This is a genomic window from Pseudomonas sp. (assembly GCF_028293835.1).
Classification (GTDB): domain Bacteria; phylum Pseudomonadota; class Gammaproteobacteria; order Pseudomonadales; family Pseudomonadaceae; genus Aquipseudomonas.
The window spans coordinates 17,895-39,275 of sequence record NZ_JAQGNX010000110.1 but is presented as its reverse complement, the minus strand read 5'-3'; the positions used below and the strand labels follow the sequence as shown (position 1 = coordinate 39,275).

The 21,381-nt window shown below is 57.3% G+C and carries 17 protein-coding genes; 13 read left to right on the top strand and 4 right to left on the bottom strand.

The features are described from left to right. Window positions 1-72 precede the first annotated feature (72 nt). The 6 genes from JWR17_RS16085 to JWR17_RS16060 all read left to right on the top strand — a co-directional run bounded on the left by JWR17_RS16085 (window position 73) and on the right by JWR17_RS16060 (window position 5,467). Window positions 73-1,692 (top strand): phospholipid carrier-dependent glycosyltransferase, encoded by a 1,620-nt coding sequence (locus tag JWR17_RS16085; protein WP_299832926.1) that lies wholly within the window; start codon window positions 73-75, stop codon window positions 1,690-1,692. 126 nt (window positions 1,693-1,818) lie between these two features. After that, window positions 1,819-2,142 (top strand): hypothetical protein, encoded by a 324-nt coding sequence (locus tag JWR17_RS16080; protein ID WP_299832925.1) that lies wholly within the window; start codon window positions 1,819-1,821, stop codon window positions 2,140-2,142. A 195-nt stretch (window positions 2,143-2,337) separates the two neighbouring features. Next, window positions 2,338-2,700, top strand: a complete 363-nt coding sequence (locus JWR17_RS16075; protein WP_299832924.1) for an ArsC family reductase — start codon at window positions 2,338-2,340, stop codon at window positions 2,698-2,700. A 48-nt stretch (window positions 2,701-2,748) separates the two neighbouring features. After that, window positions 2,749-3,783 (top strand): 2,3,4,5-tetrahydropyridine-2,6-dicarboxylate N-succinyltransferase, encoded by a 1,035-nt coding sequence (dapD, locus tag JWR17_RS16070; RefSeq protein ID WP_299832923.1) that lies wholly within the window; start codon window positions 2,749-2,751, stop codon window positions 3,781-3,783. A gap of 68 nt (window positions 3,784-3,851) precedes the next feature. Beyond that, window positions 3,852-5,057, top strand: coding sequence for an aminotransferase class V-fold PLP-dependent enzyme (locus JWR17_RS16065; protein WP_299832922.1), 1,206 nt, complete (start codon window positions 3,852-3,854; stop codon window positions 5,055-5,057). After that, window positions 5,054-5,467 (top strand): SufE family protein, encoded by a 414-nt coding sequence (locus tag JWR17_RS16060; protein ID WP_299832921.1) that lies wholly within the window; start codon window positions 5,054-5,056, stop codon window positions 5,465-5,467. The genes JWR17_RS16065 and JWR17_RS16060 overlap by 4 nt, the downstream gene beginning before the upstream one ends. On the opposite strand, the gene tcdA is transcribed toward JWR17_RS16060, so the two are convergent. Next, window positions 5,443-6,279, bottom strand: a complete 837-nt coding sequence (gene tcdA / locus JWR17_RS16055) for a tRNA cyclic N6-threonylcarbamoyladenosine(37) synthase TcdA (protein ID WP_299832920.1) — start codon at window positions 6,277-6,279, stop codon at window positions 5,443-5,445. The two genes, JWR17_RS16060 and tcdA, sit on opposite strands and share 25 nt — an antisense overlap. A 275-nt stretch (window positions 6,280-6,554) precedes the next feature. On the opposite strand from tcdA, the gene JWR17_RS16050 reads away from it, so the two are divergent. From JWR17_RS16050 to JWR17_RS16035, 4 genes are all read left to right on the top strand, one after another. Then, window positions 6,555-9,143 carry a glycosyltransferase gene (locus JWR17_RS16050; protein WP_299832919.1) on the top strand — a complete coding sequence of 863 codons (2,589 nt, stop codon included), beginning with the start codon at window positions 6,555-6,557 and terminating at the stop codon, window positions 9,141-9,143. Between the two features lie 193 nt (window positions 9,144-9,336). Beyond that, window positions 9,337-10,488: a succinyl-diaminopimelate desuccinylase gene (gene dapE, locus JWR17_RS16045; RefSeq protein WP_299832917.1), complete on the top strand. Its 1,152-nt coding sequence runs from the start codon at window positions 9,337-9,339 to the stop codon at window positions 10,486-10,488. Further along, window positions 10,488-11,297, top strand: a complete 810-nt coding sequence (locus JWR17_RS16040; RefSeq protein WP_299832940.1) for a putative RNA methyltransferase — start codon at window positions 10,488-10,490, stop codon at window positions 11,295-11,297. The genes dapE and JWR17_RS16040 overlap by 1 nt, the downstream gene beginning before the upstream one ends. Before the next feature lie 74 nt (window positions 11,298-11,371). Further along, window positions 11,372-11,749 carry a hypothetical protein gene (locus JWR17_RS16035; protein ID WP_299832916.1) on the top strand — a complete coding sequence of 126 codons (378 nt, stop codon included), beginning with the start codon at window positions 11,372-11,374 and terminating at the stop codon, window positions 11,747-11,749. A 142-nt stretch (window positions 11,750-11,891) separates the two neighbouring features. Here the strand turns inward: JWR17_RS16035 and JWR17_RS16030 are convergent, their stop codons facing one another. Further along, entirely contained in the window at window positions 11,892-12,449 is a 558-nt protein-coding gene (locus JWR17_RS16030) for an alpha/beta hydrolase (protein ID WP_299832915.1), read from the bottom strand. Window positions 12,450-12,831: 382 nt separating this feature from the next. Between JWR17_RS16030 and plsB the strand changes: the two genes are divergently transcribed. From plsB to JWR17_RS16015, 3 genes are all read left to right on the top strand, one after another. Next, the gene (gene plsB, locus JWR17_RS16025; RefSeq protein ID WP_299832914.1) at window positions 12,832-15,327 is read left to right on the top strand and encodes a glycerol-3-phosphate 1-O-acyltransferase PlsB; all 2,496 of its coding nucleotides are present in this window, start codon (window positions 12,832-12,834) and stop codon (window positions 15,325-15,327) included. Window positions 15,328-15,389: 62 nt separating this feature from the next. Continuing rightward, window positions 15,390-15,788, top strand: a complete 399-nt coding sequence (locus JWR17_RS16020) for a YbaY family lipoprotein (RefSeq protein ID WP_299832913.1) — start codon at window positions 15,390-15,392, stop codon at window positions 15,786-15,788. 67 nt (window positions 15,789-15,855) lie between these two features. After that, a complete protein-coding gene (locus tag JWR17_RS16015; RefSeq protein ID WP_299832912.1) occupies window positions 15,856-16,545 on the top strand; it encodes a DUF4197 domain-containing protein in 690 nt (229 codons plus the stop codon). Between the two features lie 40 nt (window positions 16,546-16,585). Here JWR17_RS16015 and JWR17_RS16010 read toward each other — a convergent pair whose 3' ends face one another. Both JWR17_RS16010 and JWR17_RS16005 read right to left on the bottom strand, forming a co-directional pair. After that, entirely contained in the window at window positions 16,586-17,950 is a 1,365-nt protein-coding gene (locus JWR17_RS16010) for a Fic family protein (protein WP_299832911.1), read from the bottom strand. 363 nt (window positions 17,951-18,313) lie between these two features. After that, window positions 18,314-21,379: an efflux RND transporter permease subunit gene (locus JWR17_RS16005; protein ID WP_299832910.1), complete on the bottom strand. Its 3,066-nt coding sequence runs from the start codon at window positions 21,377-21,379 to the stop codon at window positions 18,314-18,316. Window positions 21,380-21,381 lie beyond the last annotated feature (2 nt).

Sequence of the window (21,381 nt, the reverse complement as noted above, 5' to 3'; positions counted from 1 at the left end):
TCGCATCTATCCGGCGTTTGTTAACGCTGATTTGCGAGCGCACACCGTTATGTTTTGCCATGGAGAAATACGTTGCTTTCCCTACCTCTAAACCTGCCCTCAGCGGCCTCTTTGGCAACCGTGCGTCGACAGTCTATTGGCTTGGCGGTGCTGGCACTGGTGCTGTTCACCCTCGGCAACGTTGATCAGACCACGATCGGTTTCGACTCGCGCTTCATGGTGTTCGCTCAAGAAATGCTCCGCCATGGCCCGAGCTTTTTCCCGACAACGTATGGCGAGCCATATCCCGATTACTCCGCCACTTCGACTTTCTTTGTTTATTTGCTCTCCCTGCCATTAGGCCGAGTAACCAGTCTGACCGCATGGCTGCCCACCGCCATTGCTTCGGCAGTATTGGTCGGGCTGATGTATCGATTGGTTGCTGCTTATTCACGGCAATGGGCATTGCTCAGTGTGGCGCTGCTGCTGCTGAGTAGTACTTTCATCACTGAAACCCGCGCCATCTCGCTGGATCAGATGCTGGCGACTGTGTCGTTCGCAGTGTTTTATCTGGGTTATGCGGCTGACCATTTTGGCGCACGCCGACGCACGGGATTGCTGCTGGCGCTGTTGGTGCTGGGCTTCGCCATTCGTGGGCCCATCGGCCTGGTGGTTCCCACCGGAATGCTTTGCAGCTATTACCTGCTGAGCGGCCAATGGCGACGGATGTTTATGTTTGGTCTGCAGGCCGTTGCATTGCTGGCGGTGTGTATCGGGGTCCTGTTACTGCTGGCGAAAGTCAGCGGCGGCCAGGATTTTCTTAATGAAGTGGTGCGCATGCAATTCACTTCGCGCATGGATGGCAGCGAGGGCAAGAGCAGCCTGTTTTATTACTTCAGCAGCTCGCTGGGTAACTACGCACTGGCTTACCCGGTGGCCATTGTGTCGCTGGTAGCCATTGCCCTGCTTGGTCGGCAACCGCTGACCCCCGCACTGCGGCTGGTGATGTTCGTTGCCGCCGCAGGATTGATTGTGATGGTCGGCCTGTCGATTCCCCAGGCGAAAAAAGCCCGTTACATGCTGCCAATGGTGCCTATGGCCGCGATCATTGCCGCCTATCCTTTTCAAGCGTTGGATGGACGCCTGTACGCTTGGCTGCGGGGATTACTCCAAGGCCTTTTTTTGTTGACACCGAGTGCGTTGATCGCCGGGCTCCTGTTCGCCCAACACCGTATCGCCGAACACCTGGCGTCCATAGGCGTGATCACCTCGGTGTTGGTGCTGCTGCAAGTGATCGCTGTGGCTGTTTTATTCAAAGCACAATGGCGCGCGGCAAGCCTCGCGGCGTGTGCGGTGCTGGCGCTATGGATGACCTTCATCTGGGAATACGAGCCGTTAGAACGAGCAGCGTATGACACCCGCAGCTTCACCGCAGCGGTCCAGGATATTATCCAGCGCGACCCCGCACCTATCGCCCTGTACGCAATGCCCAAAGACGGCAAGGCCATCAAGTTCGTGGTCAATTTCCCGCAGGACCTGAAGCCCACCTTTCTCGAGACGCCGACAGAACTCGCGGCGGTACAGGGCCCGGTCTACGTTGTAATCGCCAAAACCGTTTATCAGGAGTTGCCCGATTCCCGTCTGGCTGCATCGCCCGTTCTGCTTAGCAGCCGGTTTGATAAGGATGATTATTTGTTGTTTCGGTTGCCTTGAGAGTCAACGCATGGTGCTGGTACGCGAAGCTTAAACGCACCGTGCTGCCTGTTTGCGGATATGAATTCGGCCCCACTGGCTGTCCGGATGATAAAGTCCTCGCTCAATTTTAGCGGAGGGAAGTCAGTGCGCGGATTCGGGATATTGATATTGGTGCTGGGTACCATTGGCATCATGCTGGCGCTGAACATGGACACGTCCGTTACCAACAGTGCCGGCGCTAAAGTGACTGACCTTGGTCTCATGGCTGACCGACAACTCTACATCCTCGGTGCTGCCGCTGTAATCATCGCGGGCACGCTCATGGCGGCCTTGAGCGGCATTCGGAAAAGGTTGGCGCTGACTGATACCGCTACGCGTCCCTGCCCTGTCTGCGGCAAAACAATCAACATCACAGCGGTGAAGTGCACGCATTGCGCAGCCGATGTAGCGCCCCTTGAACGCAAATAGCAAAACCCACCGAATAACACTGAATCGCCGGTAATCGTTTCGTTAATAAAACAGTCTCGTGATGGCGTTTTGTCACAACACCCATGCACCCTATGGGCCGACCGTTGTAGAGACAGTCGAAGCACAGTCTGGATTGCCGTGGCATAATCCTCGGTCGCATTTGGCGCTGTATTGGGGAGATTTAGGGGATGAATCATGCCCAATGACATCAAGCAGGTAGCGCTTTACGGAATCAAAGCCTGCGACACGATGAAAAAGGCTCGCACGTGGCTGGACAATAAAGCCGTCAGTTACGATTTTCATGACTACAAAGCGGTCGGTATCGACCGTGAGCACCTGACCCAGTGGTGCAACGAACATGGTTGGCAAGTGGTTTTGAACCGGGCAGGAACGACCTTTCGCAAACTCGACGACGGACAAAAAGCCGATCTCGATCAAGCCAAAGCCATCGAACTGATGCTCGCACAACCGTCGATGATCAAGCGTCCCGTGCTCGATCTTGGCGATAAAACCCTGGTTGGCTTCAAGCCTGAATTGTACGAGGCGGCCTTCAAGTAAGCCAAAGCGCTGCTTGAACCCCCTTTCTAATAAGTTAGAGGTATTTACATGTCCATGACCCTGTTCAGCCTGGCGTTCGGCGTCGGCACGCAAAATCGCCAAGGCTCTTGGCTCGAAGTGTTCTATGCACAGCCGCTGCTCAATCCATCATCGGAACTGGTCGCTGCCATCGCGCCAGCGCTGGGTTACACCGGCGGCAATCAGGCAATTGCATTCAATACCACTCAGGCTTCGCAACTGGCTGAGACGCTGAAAAACGTCGATGCCGGTCAAGCGGCTTTGCTGACCCGTCTGGCAGAAAGCCACAAACCGCTGGTCGTTACATTCCTCGCTGAAGACGCCCCGTTGACCACCACGCCTGAGGCTTACCTCAAGCTGCATTTGCTGTCGCACCGTCTGGTCAAGCCACACGGTTTGAACCTGGCAGGCATTTTCCCGTTATTGCCTAACGTCGCCTGGACCAGCCATGGCGCTGTGGACCTGGCTGAGTTAGCCGAACGTCAATTGGAAGCACGCCTCAAGGGTGAACTGCTGGAAGTGTTCTCGGTGGATAAATTCCCGAAAATGACCGATTACGTGGTGCCGACCGGCGTGCGTATCGCTGACAGCGCCCGGGTACGTCTGGGCGCTTACATCGGCGAAGGCACCACCGTAATGCACGAAGGTTTTGTCAATTTCAACGGCGGCACCGAAGGCCCGGGCATGATCGAGGGTCGCGTTTCGGCAGGTGTATTCGTCGGCAAGGGTTCCGACCTGGGCGGCGGTTGCTCGACCATGGGCACCTTGTCTGGCGGCGGCAACATGGTGATCAAGGTCGGCGAAGGCTGCCTGATCGGTGCTAACGCGGGTATTGGCTTTCCGTTGGGTGATCGCAATACCGTGGAAGCAGGCCTGTACGTCACAGCCGGCACCAAAGTCGCACTGCTTGACGATAAGAATGAGCTGGTCAAAGTGGTCAAGGCCCGCGAACTGGCCGGCCAGCCTGACCTGTTGTTCCGTCGCAACTCGCAAACGGGCGCAGTGGAATGCAAATCCCACAAGTCGGCTATCGAGTTGAACGAAGCACTGCACGCTCACAACTGATCTGATGCCGCATCCAGGGTCGACAGCGCATGAGCGCTGCCGGCCCTGATCCATCGAGCTGAATCCTTATGCTTTTGCCCTCTCCCTGGCGCGCTGACTTTCCAGCCATCGCCGCACTGCAACGGCAAGGCCAGACCTATCTGGACAACGCCGCTACAACGCAAAAACCCCAAGCCCTGCTCGACGCGCTGAACCATTACTATGTCAACGGCGCGGCCAATGTGCATCGGGCACAACACCTGCCGGGGGCCAATGCCACGCAGGCGTTTGAAGACAGCCGCAGCAAGGTTGCCCGCTGGCTTAACGCCATGGACGGCTCGCAGATCGTCTTCACCCATGGCGCAACCTCCGCGTTAAACCTGCTGGCCTACGGGCTTGAACACCGCTTCCAGCCTGGGGATGAAATCGTGATTTCTGCGCTGGAACATCACGCCAACCTTTTGCCCTGGCAGCAACTGGCGCAACGCCGTGGTGCCAAGCTGGTGATTTTACCCCTTGATCTGCGCGGCCTGATTGATATTGAGGTCGCTGCCGAGCTGATCGGTCCTCGTACGCGCTTATTGGCGGTCAGCCAGTTATCCAATGTGCTGGGCGCCTGGCAACCTCTGCCGGCGTTGCTGAGCATGGCCAAAGCTCAAGGCGCATTGACCGTAGTCGATGGCGCCCAGGGCGCGGTTCACGGCCGACACGATATGAAGGCTTTAGGCTGCGACTTTTATGTGTTCTCCAGCCACAAACTCTACGGCCCGGACGGCGTCGGCGTGTTGTACGGTCGCGACGAGGCGTTGGCGCAGCTACGCCATTGGCAGTTTGGCGGAGAAATGGTCCTGGCCACTGACTACCAGAGCGCGACGTTTCGTCCTGCGCCGCTGGGGTTTGAAGCAGGCACTCCGCCCGTTGCCGGAGTCATCGGCCTGGGGGCGACCCTCGACTACCTAAGCGGTCTCGATCACCACGCGGTGCTGGCCCATGAAGCTGCGCTGCACCGGTTATTGCTGGAGGGCTTGAACAGCCGTCAGGGCGTGCGGGTATTGGGTGATCCTCAGGTTGCCCTGGCCAGTTTCGTAGTCGATGGCGTGCACAGCGCTGACCTGGCGCACCTGTTGACCGAGCAAGGCATTGCCGTCCGCGCCGGGCACCATTGCGCAATGCCGCTGATCAATAGCCTCGGCCTGACCGGCGCGATTCGGGCTTCCCTGAGCCTGTATAACGATTCGGACGATCTGCAGCGCTTCTTTGCTGCATTGGATCAAGCAGTGGAGCTGCTGCAATGACCCTGCCGCCGGATGCGCAGTTGGCACTGGACGCCTTCAACCAGCCGCAAAGCTGGGAACAGCGCGCACGACTGTTGATGCAATGGGGCGAACGCTTGCCAGCCCTGAGTGAAGACGATAAGACTGAAGAGCATCGCGTGCATGGCTGTGAGAGCCAAGTCTGGCTGCTGGGCAGCGTCGTACAGGCGAGCTGGCAGTTTCGCGCAGCCAGTGACGCGCGCTTGATTCGGGGGTTGGTGGCGTTGTTGTTGGCCCGGGTCAACGGCCTGTCAGCGCAGGAGCTACAGCACGTCGACCTGTCCGATTGGTTCAAGCAACTGGGCCTGAGCCGTCATCTATCGCCCTCTCGCAGCAATGGCCTGAATGCTGTGCTGCAACGGATGCGTCAGTTGGCTTCAGGCACAGCCTGAGCCGGCTTGATACGTTCGGATGGACGCCGTACGCCGGCCACAATCTTATCCACCGCTTTGGTCGCCGCAACCATGCCGAAGGTCGCGGTCACCATCATTACCGCACCGAACCCGCCAGAGCAGTCGAGTTTCACGCCATCGCCGACAAAGCTTTTTTGCAGGCAGATGCTGCCGTCGGGTTTTGGGTAGCGCAGCTGCTCGGTAGAGAACACACACGGCACGCTGTAGTGACGCGTCATGGTGCGGGAAAAACCGTAATCCCGGCGCAAGGTCGAGCGCACTTTAGATGCCAACGGATCGTTGAAGGTGCGGTTAAGGTCGCAGACCTGGATCAACGTCGGGTCAATCTGGCCGCCCGCGCCACCGGTGGTAATGATCTGGATCTTGCGGCGCTTGCACCATGCGATCAACGCCGCCTTGGCATTGACGCTGTCTATGCAGTCGAGCACGCAATCGATGTTTGGGGTGATGTATTCAGCCATGGTCTCGCGAGTGACGAAATCACTCACCGCATGAACGATGCAATCCGGGTTGATCCCCCGCAGGCGTTCGGCCATGACCTCGACTTTGTCCCGACCGATGGTGCTGTCCAACGCATGCAATTGGCGGTTGCTGTTGCTCAGGCAGACGTCGTCCATATCGAACAACGAGATTTCACCGACGCCACAGCGGGCAATGGCTTCCGCCGCCCACGAACCGACTCCGCCGACACCGACGATGGCCACATGCGCGGTACGCAACCGGTCCAGGCCTTCAATGCCATACAACCGTGCGACGCCAGCAAACCGTGGATCTTCTGTGTTCATGACCATAACCCCAAAAACCGGCGCGTATTATAGGGCCGTATCAGATCTGCGGCATCTTTATCCGGATGAGCCGCAACCCGACGGGCACCCTGACCCTGATTTATTTGCGAATGACGGGACACTGCATCCCCTGCTTTAATACAGTTGCAGAACTTAGTTGCATTGCCGTTGACCAATAGCCGACCGGCCGGCTGTACAGCCACACAAAGCCCAGAGTAGGATGCGCGCCGACCGGCGTTCGTCGGCATTCCCCGTTCCACCCTTTGGAACCAGAAGTATTTATGTCATCGCGTAAATTTGGACTCAACCTGGTGGTCGTTGTGGCAATTGCCGCACTATTTACCGGTTTCTGGGCGCTGATAAACCGCCCAGTCTCAGCACCCGACTGGCCTGAGCAGATTTCAGGCTTCTCTTACTCACCTTTCCGACCGGGACAGAACCCGCAGAAAAGTATCTACCCGTCCGACGATGAAATGCGTCAGGACCTGGAGTTGATGAGTAAGCAAACCGACAGCATTCGGACCTATTCGGTCGACGGCTCGTTGGGGGATATTCCCAAACTGGCAGAAGAGTTCGGCCTGCGCGTAACCCTCGGTATCTGGATCAGCCCCGACGAAGAGCGCAACGAGCGCGAGATCACCCGGGCCATTGAGCTGGCGAACACATCGCGCAGCGTCGTTCGCGTGGTCGTGGGTAACGAAGCCCTGTTCCGTCGTGAAATCACCGTCAAGCAACTGAGCGTATTGCTCGACCGTGTGCGCGCCGCAGTCAAAGTGCCGGTGACGACCTCCGAGCAGTGGCACATCTGGGAGAAATACCCGGAACTGGGTAAACACGTTGACCTGGTGGCTGCGCACATTCTGCCGTACTGGGAATTCATCCCGGTGGACAAGGCCGGTCAGTTCGTTCTCGACCGCGCCCGGGAATTGAAAAAAATGTTCCCGAAAAAGCCGCTGCTGCTTTCGGAGGTTGGCTGGCCGAGTAACGGTCGCATGCGCGGCGGTTCGGATGCCACTCCAGCAGACCAGGCGATTTACCTGCGTACGCTGGTCAACAGGCTGAACCGCCAAGGCTACAACTACTTCGTAATTGAAGCATTCGATCAACCGTGGAAAGCCAGCGATGAAGGCTCGGTCGGCGCGTACTGGGGCGTATACAACGCTGATCGTCAGCAGAAATTCAACTTCACCGGCCCCGTGGTCGCGATCCCGCAGTGGCGCATATTGGCCATTGGTTCAGGTGTCCTGGCGTTGCTGTCACTGGCGCTGTTGCTCATCGACGGATCAGCCTTGCGTCAACGTGGCCGAACGTTCCTGACCTTCACCGCCTTCCTCTGTGGGTCGGTGCTGGTGTGGATTGGTTACGACTACAGCCAGCAATACAGCACCTGGTTCAGCCTGACCGTTGGATTCTTGCTGGCGCTGGGGGCATTGGGCGTGTTCATCGTCCTGATGGCCGAAGCCCATGAACTCGCAGAAGCGGTCTGGACCCACAAGCGTCGACGAGAATTCCTGCCCGTGGAAACCGACGACGCCTACCGACCGAAAGTCTCGGTGCACGTACCGTGTTACAACGAGCCACCGGAAATGGTCAAACAGACCCTGAATGCGTTGGCCGCTCTCGACTATCCGGACTTTGAAGTCCTGATCATCGACAACAACACCAAAGACCCTGCGGTCTGGGAACCGGTCAAGGCGCATTGCGAACTGCTGGGTCCTCGCTTCAAGTTCTTCCACGTCGCACCGCTGGCAGGCTTCAAAGGTGGCGCGCTGAACTACCTGATCCCCCACACCGCGCCTGACGCGGAAGTCATCGCGGTAATCGACTCGGATTATTGTGTTGATCGCAACTGGCTCAAGCACATGGTGCCGCACTTCGCCGACCCGAAAATCGCCGTGGTGCAGTCGCCGCAAGATTATCGCGACCAGAACGAAAGCACGTTCAAGAAGCTTTGCTACTCGGAGTACAAAGGCTTCTTCCACATCGGCATGGTCACCCGTAACGACCGCGACGCGATTATCCAACACGGCACCATGACCATGACCCGTCGCTCTGTGCTTGAAGAGCTGGGCTGGGCTGACTGGTGCATCTGTGAAGACGCCGAACTGGGTCTGCGCGTGTTCGAAAAAGGCCTTTCTGCTGCCTACGCCCATAACAGCTATGGCAAGGGCTTGATGCCGGACACGTTTATCGACTTCAAGAAACAACGTTTCCGTTGGGCCTATGGTGCGATCCAGATCATCAAGCGCCACACCTCGAGCCTGCTGCGGGGCAAGGACACGCAACTGACCCGTGGTCAGCGCTATCACTTCCTTGCGGGCTGGCTGCCGTGGGTGGCCGATGGCATGAACATCTTCTTCACCTTTGGCGCCCTGCTGTGGTCTGGCGCGATGATCATCGTGCCGCAACGGGTCGATCCACCGTTGCTGATCTTCGCGATTCCACCATTGGCGCTGTTCGTGTTCAAGGTCGGCAAGATCATCTTCCTGTACCGTCGCGCCGTCGGGGTCAATCTCAAGGATGCGTTTGCTGCTGCATTGGCCGGGCTGGCGTTATCGCACACCATCGCCAAAGCCGTGTTGTATGGTTTCTTCACCACCAGCATCCCGTTCTTCCGTACCCCGAAAAACGCTGACAGCCACGGCATGTGGGTGGCGATCTCCGAAGCACGGGAAGAGATGTTCATCATGCTGCTGTTGTGGGGCGCCGCTTTAGGCATTTGCCTGGTACAAGGCTTGCCAAGCGCTGACATGCGGTTTTGGGTGACCATGCTGCTGGTGCAATCGCTGCCGTATTTGGCTGCGTTGATCATGGCCTTCCTGTCATCACTGCCAAAACCGGCCCAGGTGGTAGAGCCAACACCGGCCTGATTACGTCGGGTGTAACAAACGGCGGCCTTCGGGTCGCCGTTTTGCTTTAAGCTATGCGGCTTTTCAGCATGCTCGCACACTCCCTGTAGGAGCCAACTCGTTGGCGAGACGCCTGACACGGCCAGTCTGTCAAGACGCCTCGCCAACGAGTTGGCTCCTACAGGTTCATCGCGTTGTCACCGGAGTTATTTACATGACGGCCCCAGCCGAACTTTCGCCCACCCTTCAACTCGCTTGCGACTTGATCCGCCGCCCCTCGGTGACCCCGATCGACGCAGATTGTCAGGCAGTGATGATGCAGCGCCTGGGCGATGCCGGTTTTGCGCTGGAACCGATGCGCATTGAGGATGTGGATAACTTTTGGGCCACTCACGGCAAGCAGGACGGTCCCGTATTGTGTTTCGCCGGGCACACTGACGTCGTGCCGACTGGACCGGTCCAGGCATGGCAGAATGACCCGTTTAATGCATTGATCGATGAAAACGGCATGCTTTGTGGACGTGGCGCAGCCGACATGAAAGGCAGCCTTGCCTCGATGTTAGTGGCAGCCGAGCGTTTTGTCGGCGAACACCCGAACCATAAAGGCAAGGTCGCTTTCCTGATCACCAGCGACGAAGAAGGCCCGGCGCATCATGGCACTAAAGCGGTGGTCGAGCGCCTGATGGCACGTAATGAGCGCATGGACTGGTGCATCGTCGGTGAACCGTCGAGCACGACGCTGGTGGGCGATGTGGTGAAGAATGGCCGTCGCGGCTCACTGGGCGCCACCCTGACCGTACGCGGCGTACAAGGTCACGTTGCCTATCCGCATTTGGCGAAAAACCCGATTCATTTGGCCGCTCCGGCATTGGCTGAACTGACCGCTGAGCATTGGGACGACGGTAACGCGTTCTTCCCGCCCACCAGCTTTCAGATCTCCAACGTTAATTCTGGCACTGGCGCCACCAACGTGATCCCCGGCGATCTGGTAGCGATATTCAATTTCCGCTTCTCCACCGAATCCACCGTTGAAGGCCTGCAACAGCGCGTCGTGACCCTGCTAGACAAACACGGTTTGGACTACCACGTGGAATGGGCGCTGTCTGGCCTGCCGTTCCTGACCGAGCCGGGCGATCTGTTGAATGCCGTTTCGGCCAGCATCAAAGCGGTTACCGGCCGGGAAACCAAGGCGTCCACCAGCGGCGGCACCTCAGATGGTCGCTTCATTGCGACCATGGGCACCCAAGTGGTCGAGCTGGGCCCGGTCAACGCCACCATCCATCAGGTCAATGAGCGTGTATTGGCCGCCGACCTCGACGTGCTGACCGAGATCTATTACCAAACCCTGGTCAAATTGCTCGCATGATGCTCACGTGCCCAATCTGCTCAGCCGCGCTCAGCGATGCCGATAACGGTGTGGTCTGCCCTGTCGGGCACCGCTTCGACCGCGCGCGACAGGGTTATTTGAACCTGTTGCCGGTGCAACATAAAAACAGCCGTGACCCTGGGGATAACCAGGCCATGGTCGAAGCCCGCCGGGACTTTCTCAACGCCGGGCACTATGCACCGGTGGCCAAACGTTTGGCCGAACTGGCCGCAGAACGTGCTCCGGCACGCTGGCTGGATATTGGCTGCGGTGAGGGTTACTACACCGCGCAAATTGCCACGGCCTTGCCCGAGGCTGATGGTTATGCGTTGGATATTTCCCGCGAGGCAGTCAAGCGAGCCTGTCGTCGTGACCCGTCACTGACGTGGTTGATCGCCAGCATGGCGCGCGTGCCCTTGCCCAACGACAGCTGCCAGTTTCTCGTCAGCGTATTCAGCCCGCTAGACTGGAACGAAGCCAAGCGCCTGTTGACGCCCGGTGGCGGCCTGATGCGCGTCGGTCCTACCAGCGGCCACTTGATGGAGCTACGCGAGCGGCTGTACGACGAAGTGCGCGATTATGCCGATGACAAGCATCTGGCCTTGATCCCGGAAGGCATGCAGTTGCAACACAGCGAAATCCTGGAATTCAAGCTGACATTGGTTGACGGCCAGTCCCGCGCCAACCTGCTGGCGATGACACCTCATGGCTGGCGAGCCAGCGCCGAGCGCCGGGCCAATGTCATTGAGCAAGTGGCGCCGTTCGAAGTGACGGTCTCCATGCGCTACGATTATTTCGTGCTTCAATAATTTGCTTATAAGCACTCATTTAACGCGACATACAGAATCCGCGAATGGATTTTCCAATTTTTGACGAGGCATCCATGCGCCAACCTGATATCGAGATTTACCTTAAAGACTACGACGTCGATTACAAAGCCGTCGCCACTTGGCTCAGTGCTGCACTGGGTTCATGCAGCGAGTGGGAAAAGAAAGGCCAGACCTTCAAATGCGTCGCTGGCGGCGTCGCGGTGACGTGGCTGCCAAAAGCAGTGGGCAAATGGAACAGCCTGCATCTGGACAGCGACCAAACGCCATGGGATGACGACATCGCCTGCGCCCGCGCTGCCTTCGCCGCATTGAACGTCGAAGTCCGCTGCGCGCCGGGCACCTGGGTCGAAGAAGAAAGCGACGAAACCGCCGACCGCTGGATCCGCATCAGCGTCGATGGCGAAGAAGAAATTGTCTGGCACACGGCGTAATGCCGCTTGAACATCACAGATATCTGTAGGAACTGCCGAAGGCTGCTCCTACAGATTTTGTGTTTGCTGCACGACAGCGCGGCGTCGAAGACGTGGCGGCCCCTCCTCCAGAGAATGCATTCGCTGCCGGTACTTTTCCAGGCTATTCGAGTTGAAACTGCGGGTCGCCCGTCAGCGTGAACAGTAACTTGATACCCTGGGGCCAGCGGCCGTACCCTGATTGGCCGTTGATATGGCCAGCATTTTCCACCCAGACCAATTCGCTCCCCCACGCCTGGCTAAAGGTTTTGGCCCGGTCATGGGTAACGTACGGATCGTCCGTACTCGCCACCATGATCGTGGGAAAAGGTAGACGTTGTGTCGACATCGGCACAAACCCAGTGGTGCCTGGCGGATAGCTGTCCGCCTCGGTGTCACTCGGAGCCACCAGCAATGCGCCACGCACCTTGCGCGCCTGGGGGTATTGCTCCGCCCAGCGGGTGACCAAGGTACAGGCCAGGCTGTGGCCTACCAGCACGACATCCCCGTCGGCAGCCTCCACTTCCCGATTCAGGTGCTCAACCCAATCCTTGGCGTTTGGCGTTTCCCAGTCTCGCTGTTCAACCCTGCGCAACTCTGGAAACTGCCGCTCCCACTGCGACTGCCAATGGGTCTCGCCTGAATTGAACAGCCCCGGTAAAATCAAAACCCTGACGGTCATTTTGCTTCCTCTCTAACTCCATTTATATGCCCCCCCACAGAACCATGACCTGCAAAAAAACGCCAGCACACCGCTAAGATATCCGCCATTCTTTACATTAAATTGTAATAAAGTAGCCCCTACTGGATACAACGAGACACACTTTCTATTCCTTGGTAAGAATGTTCCTAATACTATTGAAATTATGATCAATCATTTGAATTTATTGATTTTTTTATGCTTATGGCAAGTGAATATTACAGTACGACCTTTATTTTCCGCCTTTTAAATCAATTATTAAAAGCCGCATTATTTTGTAGCTATCAACCCGACCTGATGTTTTTGCCGTTCATCAAAAGATACGGCACACTGTCCCTCTCGTTTTCAAAGCAGCAGATGCCGTATGACCCGCTCCCCGTTCCGCCGTCTTGTGTTTGGCACATTGCGCCGCTTGCTGTACCTCTGGGTTCGCTCGGAGACTATCAATCAATCGTCGTTCACCCTTAACCTCGACCGCAGCCGACCGGTGTTTTATGTCCTGCAATCGCCATCGTTGAGTGATCTCGCGGTGGTCGACACTGAGTGTCGCAAAGCCGGGCTGCCTCGTCCGGTCCTGCCCGTCGCAGTTGGTAACTTGCTGGAACCGGCCGCGTTTTTCTACCTGACGCCAGAACCCGACTGGCTGGGCCGCCAAGACAAACGCGGGGCGCCGCCCACGCTGGAACGGCTGGTCAGCGCCATCACCCAGAACGCCGGCGAGGATGCGCAGATTATCCCGGTCAGTGTGTTCTGGGGTCAGTCACCGGACAGTGAGTCGAGCCCGTGGAAGCTGCTGTTTGCTGACAGCTGGGCGGTTACGGGGCGCTTGCGGCGGTTGGTCAGCATCCTGATTCTGGGGCGCAAAACCCGCGTGCAGTTTTCAGCGCCGGTCCACCTACGTGACCTGATCGATGAAAACAAAGGCCACGAACGCACGTTGCGGATGGCTCAGCGGATTTTCCGGGTGCACTTTCGCAACCTTAAAACCGCCGTCATCGGTCCCGACCTTTCGCACCGGCGCACATTGGTTCGCGGCCTGTTGGACGAGCCGTTAGTGAAACAAGCCATTCTCGAAGAAGCCGAACGGTCAAACACCACGGCGGCCAAAGCTCAGGCTCAAGCGCTGCGCTATGGCAACGAAATCGCCTCGGACTACAGCTATTCCGTCATCCGCTTCATGGAAGTGGTGCTGAGTTGGTTCTGGAACAAAATCTACGACGGGATCAAGGTCAGTCACCTAGAAGGCGTGCAAGCGGTCTCGCCGGGTCATGAAGTTATTTATGTGCCTTGTCATCGCAGCCACATCGATTACCTGTTGCTGTCCTACCTGCTGTTTCGCAACGGCCTGACACCGCCGCACGTGGCTGCAGGTATCAACTTGAACATGCCAGGCATTGGCGGACTGTTGCGACGCGGTGGCGCCTTTTTCATGCGCCGTACGTTCAAGGGCAACCCGCTGTACAGCTCGGTGTTTAACGAATACTTGCACACCTTGTTCACCAAAGGGTTTCCGGTTGAATACTTCGTCGAAGGCGGCCGCTCCCGGACCGGGCGCATGCTGCAACCGAAGACCGGGATGCTGGCGATTACCTTGCGCAGCTTTTTGCGCAGCTCCCGCACGCCGATTGTGTTTGTACCGGTGTACATAGGCTATGAGCGGGTACTTGAAGGCCGCACCTACTTGGGTGAGCTGCGCGGGGCCAGCAAAAAGAAGGAATCGATTTTCGATATATTCAAAGTGATCGGCGCCCTCAGGAAGCAACGCTTCGGCCAAGTGTCGGTCAACTTTGGCGAGCCGATCAAACTCGCGGAATTTCTTGATCATGAACAACCCGGCTGGCGCCAACAGGAATTGGGCCCGCAATTCCGACCTGCCTGGTTGAACGACACCACCTACCGTCTCGGTCAGCGCGTGGCCCGTCACTTGAACGAAGCGGCGGCCATCAACCCGGTCAACCTGGTGGCACTGGCATTGCTGTCCACCAACAAGCTAGCGCTGGACGATCAAGCCATGGCGCGGGTGCTAGACCTGTACCTGAAGCTGTTGCGCCGTGTGCCTTATTCGCCGCACACCACGTTGCCCGAGGGCGACGGCAAGGTGCTGATCGACTACGTGAAGGGCATGAACCTGCTGTCGGAACAAAACGACGCGCTGGGCAAAGTGTTGTACCTGGATGAGCAAAACGCGGTCTTGATGACCTATTACCGCAACAACGTCCTGCACATCTTCGCCCTGCCCTCGCTGTTGGCAAGCTTGTTCCAAAGCTCATCGCGCATGAACCGTGAACAGATACTGCGTTACGCCCGGGCACTGTATCCGTACCTGCAATCGGAGCTGTTCATTCGCTGGCCACTGAGTGAACTGGACGCGGTGGTTGATCAATGGCTCGAGGCTTTCGTCGAACAAGGCTTGCTGCGCTGTGAGAATGAGGTTTACCTGCGCCCGGCACCGAGTTCGCGGAGCTTTGTCCAACTGACGTTGCTGTCGCGGATAATTGCCCAGACGCTACAGCGCTTTTACATGGCGATCTCGTTGCTGCTCAACAGCGGTCAAAACAGCATCAGCGCCGAAGAACTGGAAGATCTGTGTACGGTCATGGCCCAACGGTTATCGATTTTGCATGGCCTCAATGCACCGGAATTCTTCGATAAAAGCCTGTTCAGGCACTTTATCCAAAACATGCTCGACCTCGGCGTATTGCGCAAAGACACGGCCGGCAAGCTCAGTTATCACCCGTTATTGGGCGAATTGGCGGAGGGCGCAGCCAAGCGCGTACTGCCTGCCGAGATCCGTTTATCCATCCGCCAAGTGGCCTTGCACCGCAGCGAAGATGTTTCAGAGGCTGACCCCGCGGCATAAATCCGTTAAGTTCCTGTCGGTGGCGTCAGGCTTCTTCTGCCGCCACCTGTATGGAGATCCCAATGAAAAAGTTAGTGTTGATACTCGCGACCGCATTGCTCGGTGCCTGTGCCCTTCCTCAATCCACGCATCAAGCCAGCCTCGACGGTGAGCTTTTCTACCTGCAACGCGTCGCATTGCCAGCGGCTGCGACCATGACTGTCAGCCTTCAAGACATCTCCCGCGCAGATGCCCCTGTGGTCATACTGGCCAGGCAAACCGGTCCGGTCACAGGCCAGGTTCCTCTGCCCTTTGCCTTGGCTTATGATCCGAAACAAGTGCAGGCCGGTCATCGTTATTCGGTCAGCGCACACATTGAGCTCGACGGTAAACTGCTGTTTGTCAGCACCGAACGTCATGACGTGCAATTCGACGGACAAGACCCGCAGCCGCTACGAATTCGCCTGGACTCGGTTCAGTAGTACCCAAGCGCTGACTTTAACCCCAGCGCGTGTGTTTCTTAAATCGCATATTTGAAAGGATGTATCAATGCTCCGCCCTTCCGTTGTTTTTGCTGGCCTGTGTGCGGGCTTGTTGCTGTCCACCAACGTTTTCGCTCTTTCGTTGAGCGATCTGTCCCAATCGGACGCCACCGGCGGCCTCAAGGATGCACTGACCCAAGGCGCGCAAATTGCCGTCAAGGAATTGGGCGTTCCCGGTGGTTTCAGCAACAACAAGGACGTACGTATCGAGTTACCCGGCAGCCTTGGCAAGGTGGCGAAGAAGATGAAACAGTTCGGCATGGGTGCCCAGGTCGATCAACTGGAAGCCAGCATGAACCAAGCCGCCGAAGCCGCTGTGCCGCAAGCACAGGCGCTGCTGGTGGATGCCGTGAAGAAAATGAGCGTGGCCGATGCCAAGGGCATCCTCAGCGGCGGCAATGACTCAGCCACCCAATATCTGAGCAAGACCAGCCGCGAGCAGATCCGCGCGAAATTCCTGCCCATCGTCAAACAAGCCACCGACAAAGTCGGCGTCGCGCAAAAATACAATTCATTCGCCGGTCAAGCGGCGGCCCTTGGTGTGGTCGACAGCAAAGACGCCAACATCGAAGGCTACGTGACCGAGCAAGCGCTGAACGGCCTGTTCAAAATGATCGGCGAGCAAGAAGAAAGCATCCGCAAAAACCCAGCGGAAGCGGCGACCAGCCTCGCCAAGAAAGTGTTTGGGGCGATGTGAGCAAGCCGGGCTTGTCTGTAGCGCTCAATTGCGCTGAAGGTTACAGCCACGCCCGCTTGATTTCGGATTCGTCACGCAGACTGAACACCCACTCCCGACCCGTTTTGGTTTTTTTGAACACGTTCAGGTCGACCAGGCCGTTCAGCACTGCCGACGCAGTGTTGTAGGAACAATCCAGATTTTCCTTCACGTTGACTGCTGTAAATTCCTTTGCCGTGCCATTGATCGCCACCTGAAATACGGTTTTTTGTTTCTCGCTGAACCTGTCGTACAACGCCGAGCCTGCGAGCCAATGGTCGAAGCTCACGGTATCAACCGCCATTTTTTTATAGGCTGTCAGGAAGTCATTCACAGCCCGGATCACCACCGAACACTGGTGATCGATAAAGTAGGTCAGGTCCATTGCGTCTGTTTCTGTGTACAGGTATGACCGCCCATATTTGACCGGTGCATTGCGCAGCAACACGCTGATGGCGATGTAGCGGAACGCGGAGAAATCGTTTTTGAACATGAACCAGTAGAACAACGCTCTCGCCACACGCCCATTACCGTCTCGAAACGGGTGCTCGTAGCCCAACGCAAAATGCAAAGCGATACCTTTGATCAACGGGTGCAGATAATCCTCACGGTCCGCATTGTCATGGGGGGTGTTGGTCCAATCGGCGAGTACTTTGAGCCTTGCCGCCAATTCTTGCGCTATCGGCGGGACATGAACGGTGTTGCCCTCCCCGTCCTGCACAACCACATCGTCGCGGGTTCGAAAAACACCGGGCGAGTATTTATCGTCATCAATCCCGGCTACACCTACTTCATGCAGGCGCGCAATCAGCTCAACGCTCAGCGGTTGCAGCCGGTTGTCCCAGGCGAATTTCATCAACTGATAGTTGCCTATGATCATTCTTTCATCGGGCGTACGAGGCTGCCTCTTGCGCTTAAGCATGTCTTTGGCGATCAAGGTAGTGGTCGCGGCGCCTTCAAGCTGGCTGCTGCTAATGGCTTCGTCTTCGATTAAATCGTTGAGCAGGTAACTGACATGAGCGCCCTCACCGATTTTATGGGACATGTACTCAAGCGCGGCTGTGCTGGCGTTTCTGTCGACCGCGGAAATGGCCTTGTGCGCAATAGGTGTCAGGAAGTAACTGCACCAGTGATCCAGACTCCCCAACGGCAAAATCGGCAAGCCTTGGCTTACCCGAGCCGATTTAACGATGGCCCAGCACGTCGCCGGATTCAGCCCGCTGCGCCAGCGATGACGCAATTCGTCAAAAGGCCGATAACGGCCTTGGTCATCCAGCGGCTTATGCAATGCCAGACACTCAGCGACATTGTCCCGTAGCGGATTTTCAGCAGAGGGCTGAAAAAAATCCTCCGGAAGTTTCGCGGTAACGGGTGGGGACTTGATCATCGCTAACTCAAATTCTGCAAAAACTGAGATAGCAGTACAGCAGATTGGTCTTTATAACTCAACTTTAGCTAGATTTGAGACAGAGGGACGGAAATCCACCGCCCTATCTCAATTTTAGCCAGAATTGAGACACGCCTCTGTAGGAGCCGCCGAAGGCTGCGATTCGACCGGGAACCGGTCGCCCTCGTTATACCGCTTAAGGGGTGCCGGTCGCCCGTGACCCTAGCCTGTCGCAGCCTTCGGGAGCGCCTACAGGTTTTGTGTTTGCTGCGTGACAGCGCAGCGTCGAAGACGTGGCGGACCCTGCTACGGTGAGCGTGTTTGCCCCGGGGTAGCGTGGCGTCGGCGACCGATTGCAATTCCCTACACCTCAACCTTCTTCACCTTGAACCAAGCCGCATATAGCGCTGGCAGGAACAGTAAGGTCAATGCCGTTGCGACGATCAGGCCGCCCATGATCGCGACGGCCATGGGGCCGAAGAATACGCTGCGTGACAAAGGGATCATTGCCAGCACGGCCGCCAGGGCAGTGAGGACAATGGGGCGGAAGCGGCGCACGGTGGCTTCGATAATCGCGTGCCAGGGATCAAGTCCCGCCGCAATGTCCTGTTCGATCTGGTCAACGAGGATCACTGAGTTGCGCATGATCATCCCGGACAAGGCGATGGTGCCGAGCATGGCGACAAAACCAAACGGCTGGTTAAACAGGATCAGGAATGAGGTGACGCCGATCAAGCCCAGCGGCGCAGTCAAGAACACCATGGCCACCCGCGAGAAGCTGCGCAGTTGCAGCATCAGCAAGGTCAGGACCACCACGATAAACAGCGGCACGCCAGCGTTCACGGATTTTTGACCGCGCTCGGACTCTTCGACGGTGCCGCCGACCTCCAGCAGATAACCGTCCGGTAATTCAGCCCGGACGCCGGCCAGCGTTGGCTGAATTTGCTGGATCAGCGTGGCGGGCTGTTCTTTCCCGTAGATATCCGCGCGCACGGTCACCGTCGGCAGTCGATTGCGGTGCCAGATGACCCCTTCTTCAAAACCGTATTCCAGGGTCGCGACTTGCGACAGTGCCACGCTGGTGCCGTTGGAGGTCGGTATGGCGAGGCTTGAGAGCGAGGCCAAGTCTTTACGTGCGTCGGAGGTTCCGCGCACCAGAATATCGATCAATTCGTCGTCTTCGCGGTATTGGCTAACGCTGGCCCCGGTCAGGGAACTCTGCAGGAAGCGCGACAGGTCAGCGGTTGTGACGCCCATTGCCCGTGCCCGGTCCTGATCGACGTTGAGGTGAACCACCTTGCTGGGCTCTTCCCAATCCAGATGGACGTTAGACACCCGTGGATTCTCCCGTACCTTGTCCGCGACTTTGCGTGCCAGTTCACGGACCTCTTCAATGTGTTCACCGGACACTCGAAACTGCACTGGATAACCCACGGGCGGACCATTTTCCAGACGAGTAACACGTGGTCGCAACGTCGGAAACTGCTCGTTAAGGGTATTCAGCAACCAGGTACGCACCGCCTCACGGTCTTCGATGGTTTTCGCCAACACCACGAATTGAGCGAAGCTGGCAGCCGGCAACTGCTGGTCCAGCGGCAGATAGAATCTTGGTGAGCCGGTACCGATGTAAGCCACGTAACTGTCGACACCAGGGTGGTCCTTGAGCATCTGTTCCAGCCGCGAGACCTGTTCGGTGGTATTGGTCAGCGAAGCGCCCTCGGCCAATTTCAAATCAACCATCAGCTCCAGTCGGACCGATGCAGGGAAAAACTGCTGGGGGACGAAACGGAACATCACCACCGACAGTACGAACAGGCAAACCGTAAGCACCAGCACCGTTTTGCGACGGCGCACGCACCAGCCCACCAAGCCTCGCACACGTTGATAAAAACGGGTGCCATAAGGATCCGGTGCGCTTGCTCCATGCTTGTCCGCATGTTTTTGTGCCAGATCAGGTAGCAATCGATCGCCCAAATACGGCACGAAGACCACGGCGGCGACCCAGGACGCGAGCAAGGCGATGGTCACCACTTGAAAGATCGAGCGTGTGTATTCACCCGTGGTGGACTGCGCGGTAGCAATCGGTAAGAAGCCTGCAGCGGTGATCAGCGTGCCCGTGAGCATCGGGAATGCGGTGCTGGTCCAGGCGAAACTCGCGGCCTTTAGCCGGTCATAACCCTGCTCCATTTTGATCGCCATCATCTCGACGGCAATAATGGCGTCGTCCACCAGCAAGCCCAGCGCTAACACCAGTGCGCCGAGGGAAATTTTGTTCAGGCCAACGCCCAGGTAATACATGCAGGCGAAGGTCATCGCCAACACAAGCGGAATGGTCAGGGCAACCACCAGACCGGTGCGCATACCCAGGGAGAAAAAACTGACTAACAGGACGATGACCAGCGCCTCGGCCAACACCCGAACGAACTCACCCACGCCGGTCTTCACCGCAGCCGGTTGGTCCGACACCTTGCGCAGTTGCATGCCGGCCGGGAGATTTTGTTGGATATGGGCAAATTCGGCTTCAAGCGAGTGTCCCAGGGACAGGATGTCACCGCCCTCTTTCATCGCCACCGCCAGACCGATGGCGTCTTCACCCATAAAGCGCATGCGCGGCGCGGGTGGATCATTGAAGCCGCGATGAACCTGCGCGACATCACCGATGCGGAAGCTGCGACCGTTCACCCGAAGGGGAAAATTCCCGATCTCGTCGACGGATTGGAAGCGCCCGGTCACCCGCAGCTGAATTCGATCGGTGGGGGTTTCGAAGAAGCTGGCCGCGGACACCGCATTCTGGTCTTCCAACGCCTGCTGGACCGCTTGCAACGAAAGACCCAAAGTCGCAAGTTTCAGGTTCGACAGCTCGATCCAGATCTTTTCATCCTGCAACCCCAGCAGTTCGATCTTGCCAACGTCCTTGACCCGCTGCAGTTGAATCTGCACGCGGTCGGCGTAATGTTTAAGCACGGCATAGTCAAAGCCCTGACCACTCAGTGCGTAAATATTGCCGAAGGTAGTACCAAACTCATCGTTGAAAAACGGACCCTGAATACCGCTAGGCAAGGTTTGGCGGATGTCGCTGATCTTCTTTCGCACCTGATACCACAGCTCGGGCACCTGGGAGGGGGACATGGCGTCGCGAGCGAAGAAGGTGACCTGAGACTCGCCCGGCCGCGAAAACGAGACGATGCGTTCGTACTCACCGGTCTCCATCAGCTTTTTCTCGATGCGGTCGGTGACTTGCCGACCGACTTCCTCAGCGCTGGCACCGGGCCAGAGGGTGCGAACCACCATGGCCTTGAAGGTGAACGGTGGGTCTTCGCTTTGCCCGAGTTTGGTGTAGGACAAGGCGCCAACGATGGCCAATAACAGCATCAAAAACAGGACGATCTGACGGTTATGCAGGGCCCATTCGGAAAGGTTGAAACGCATCC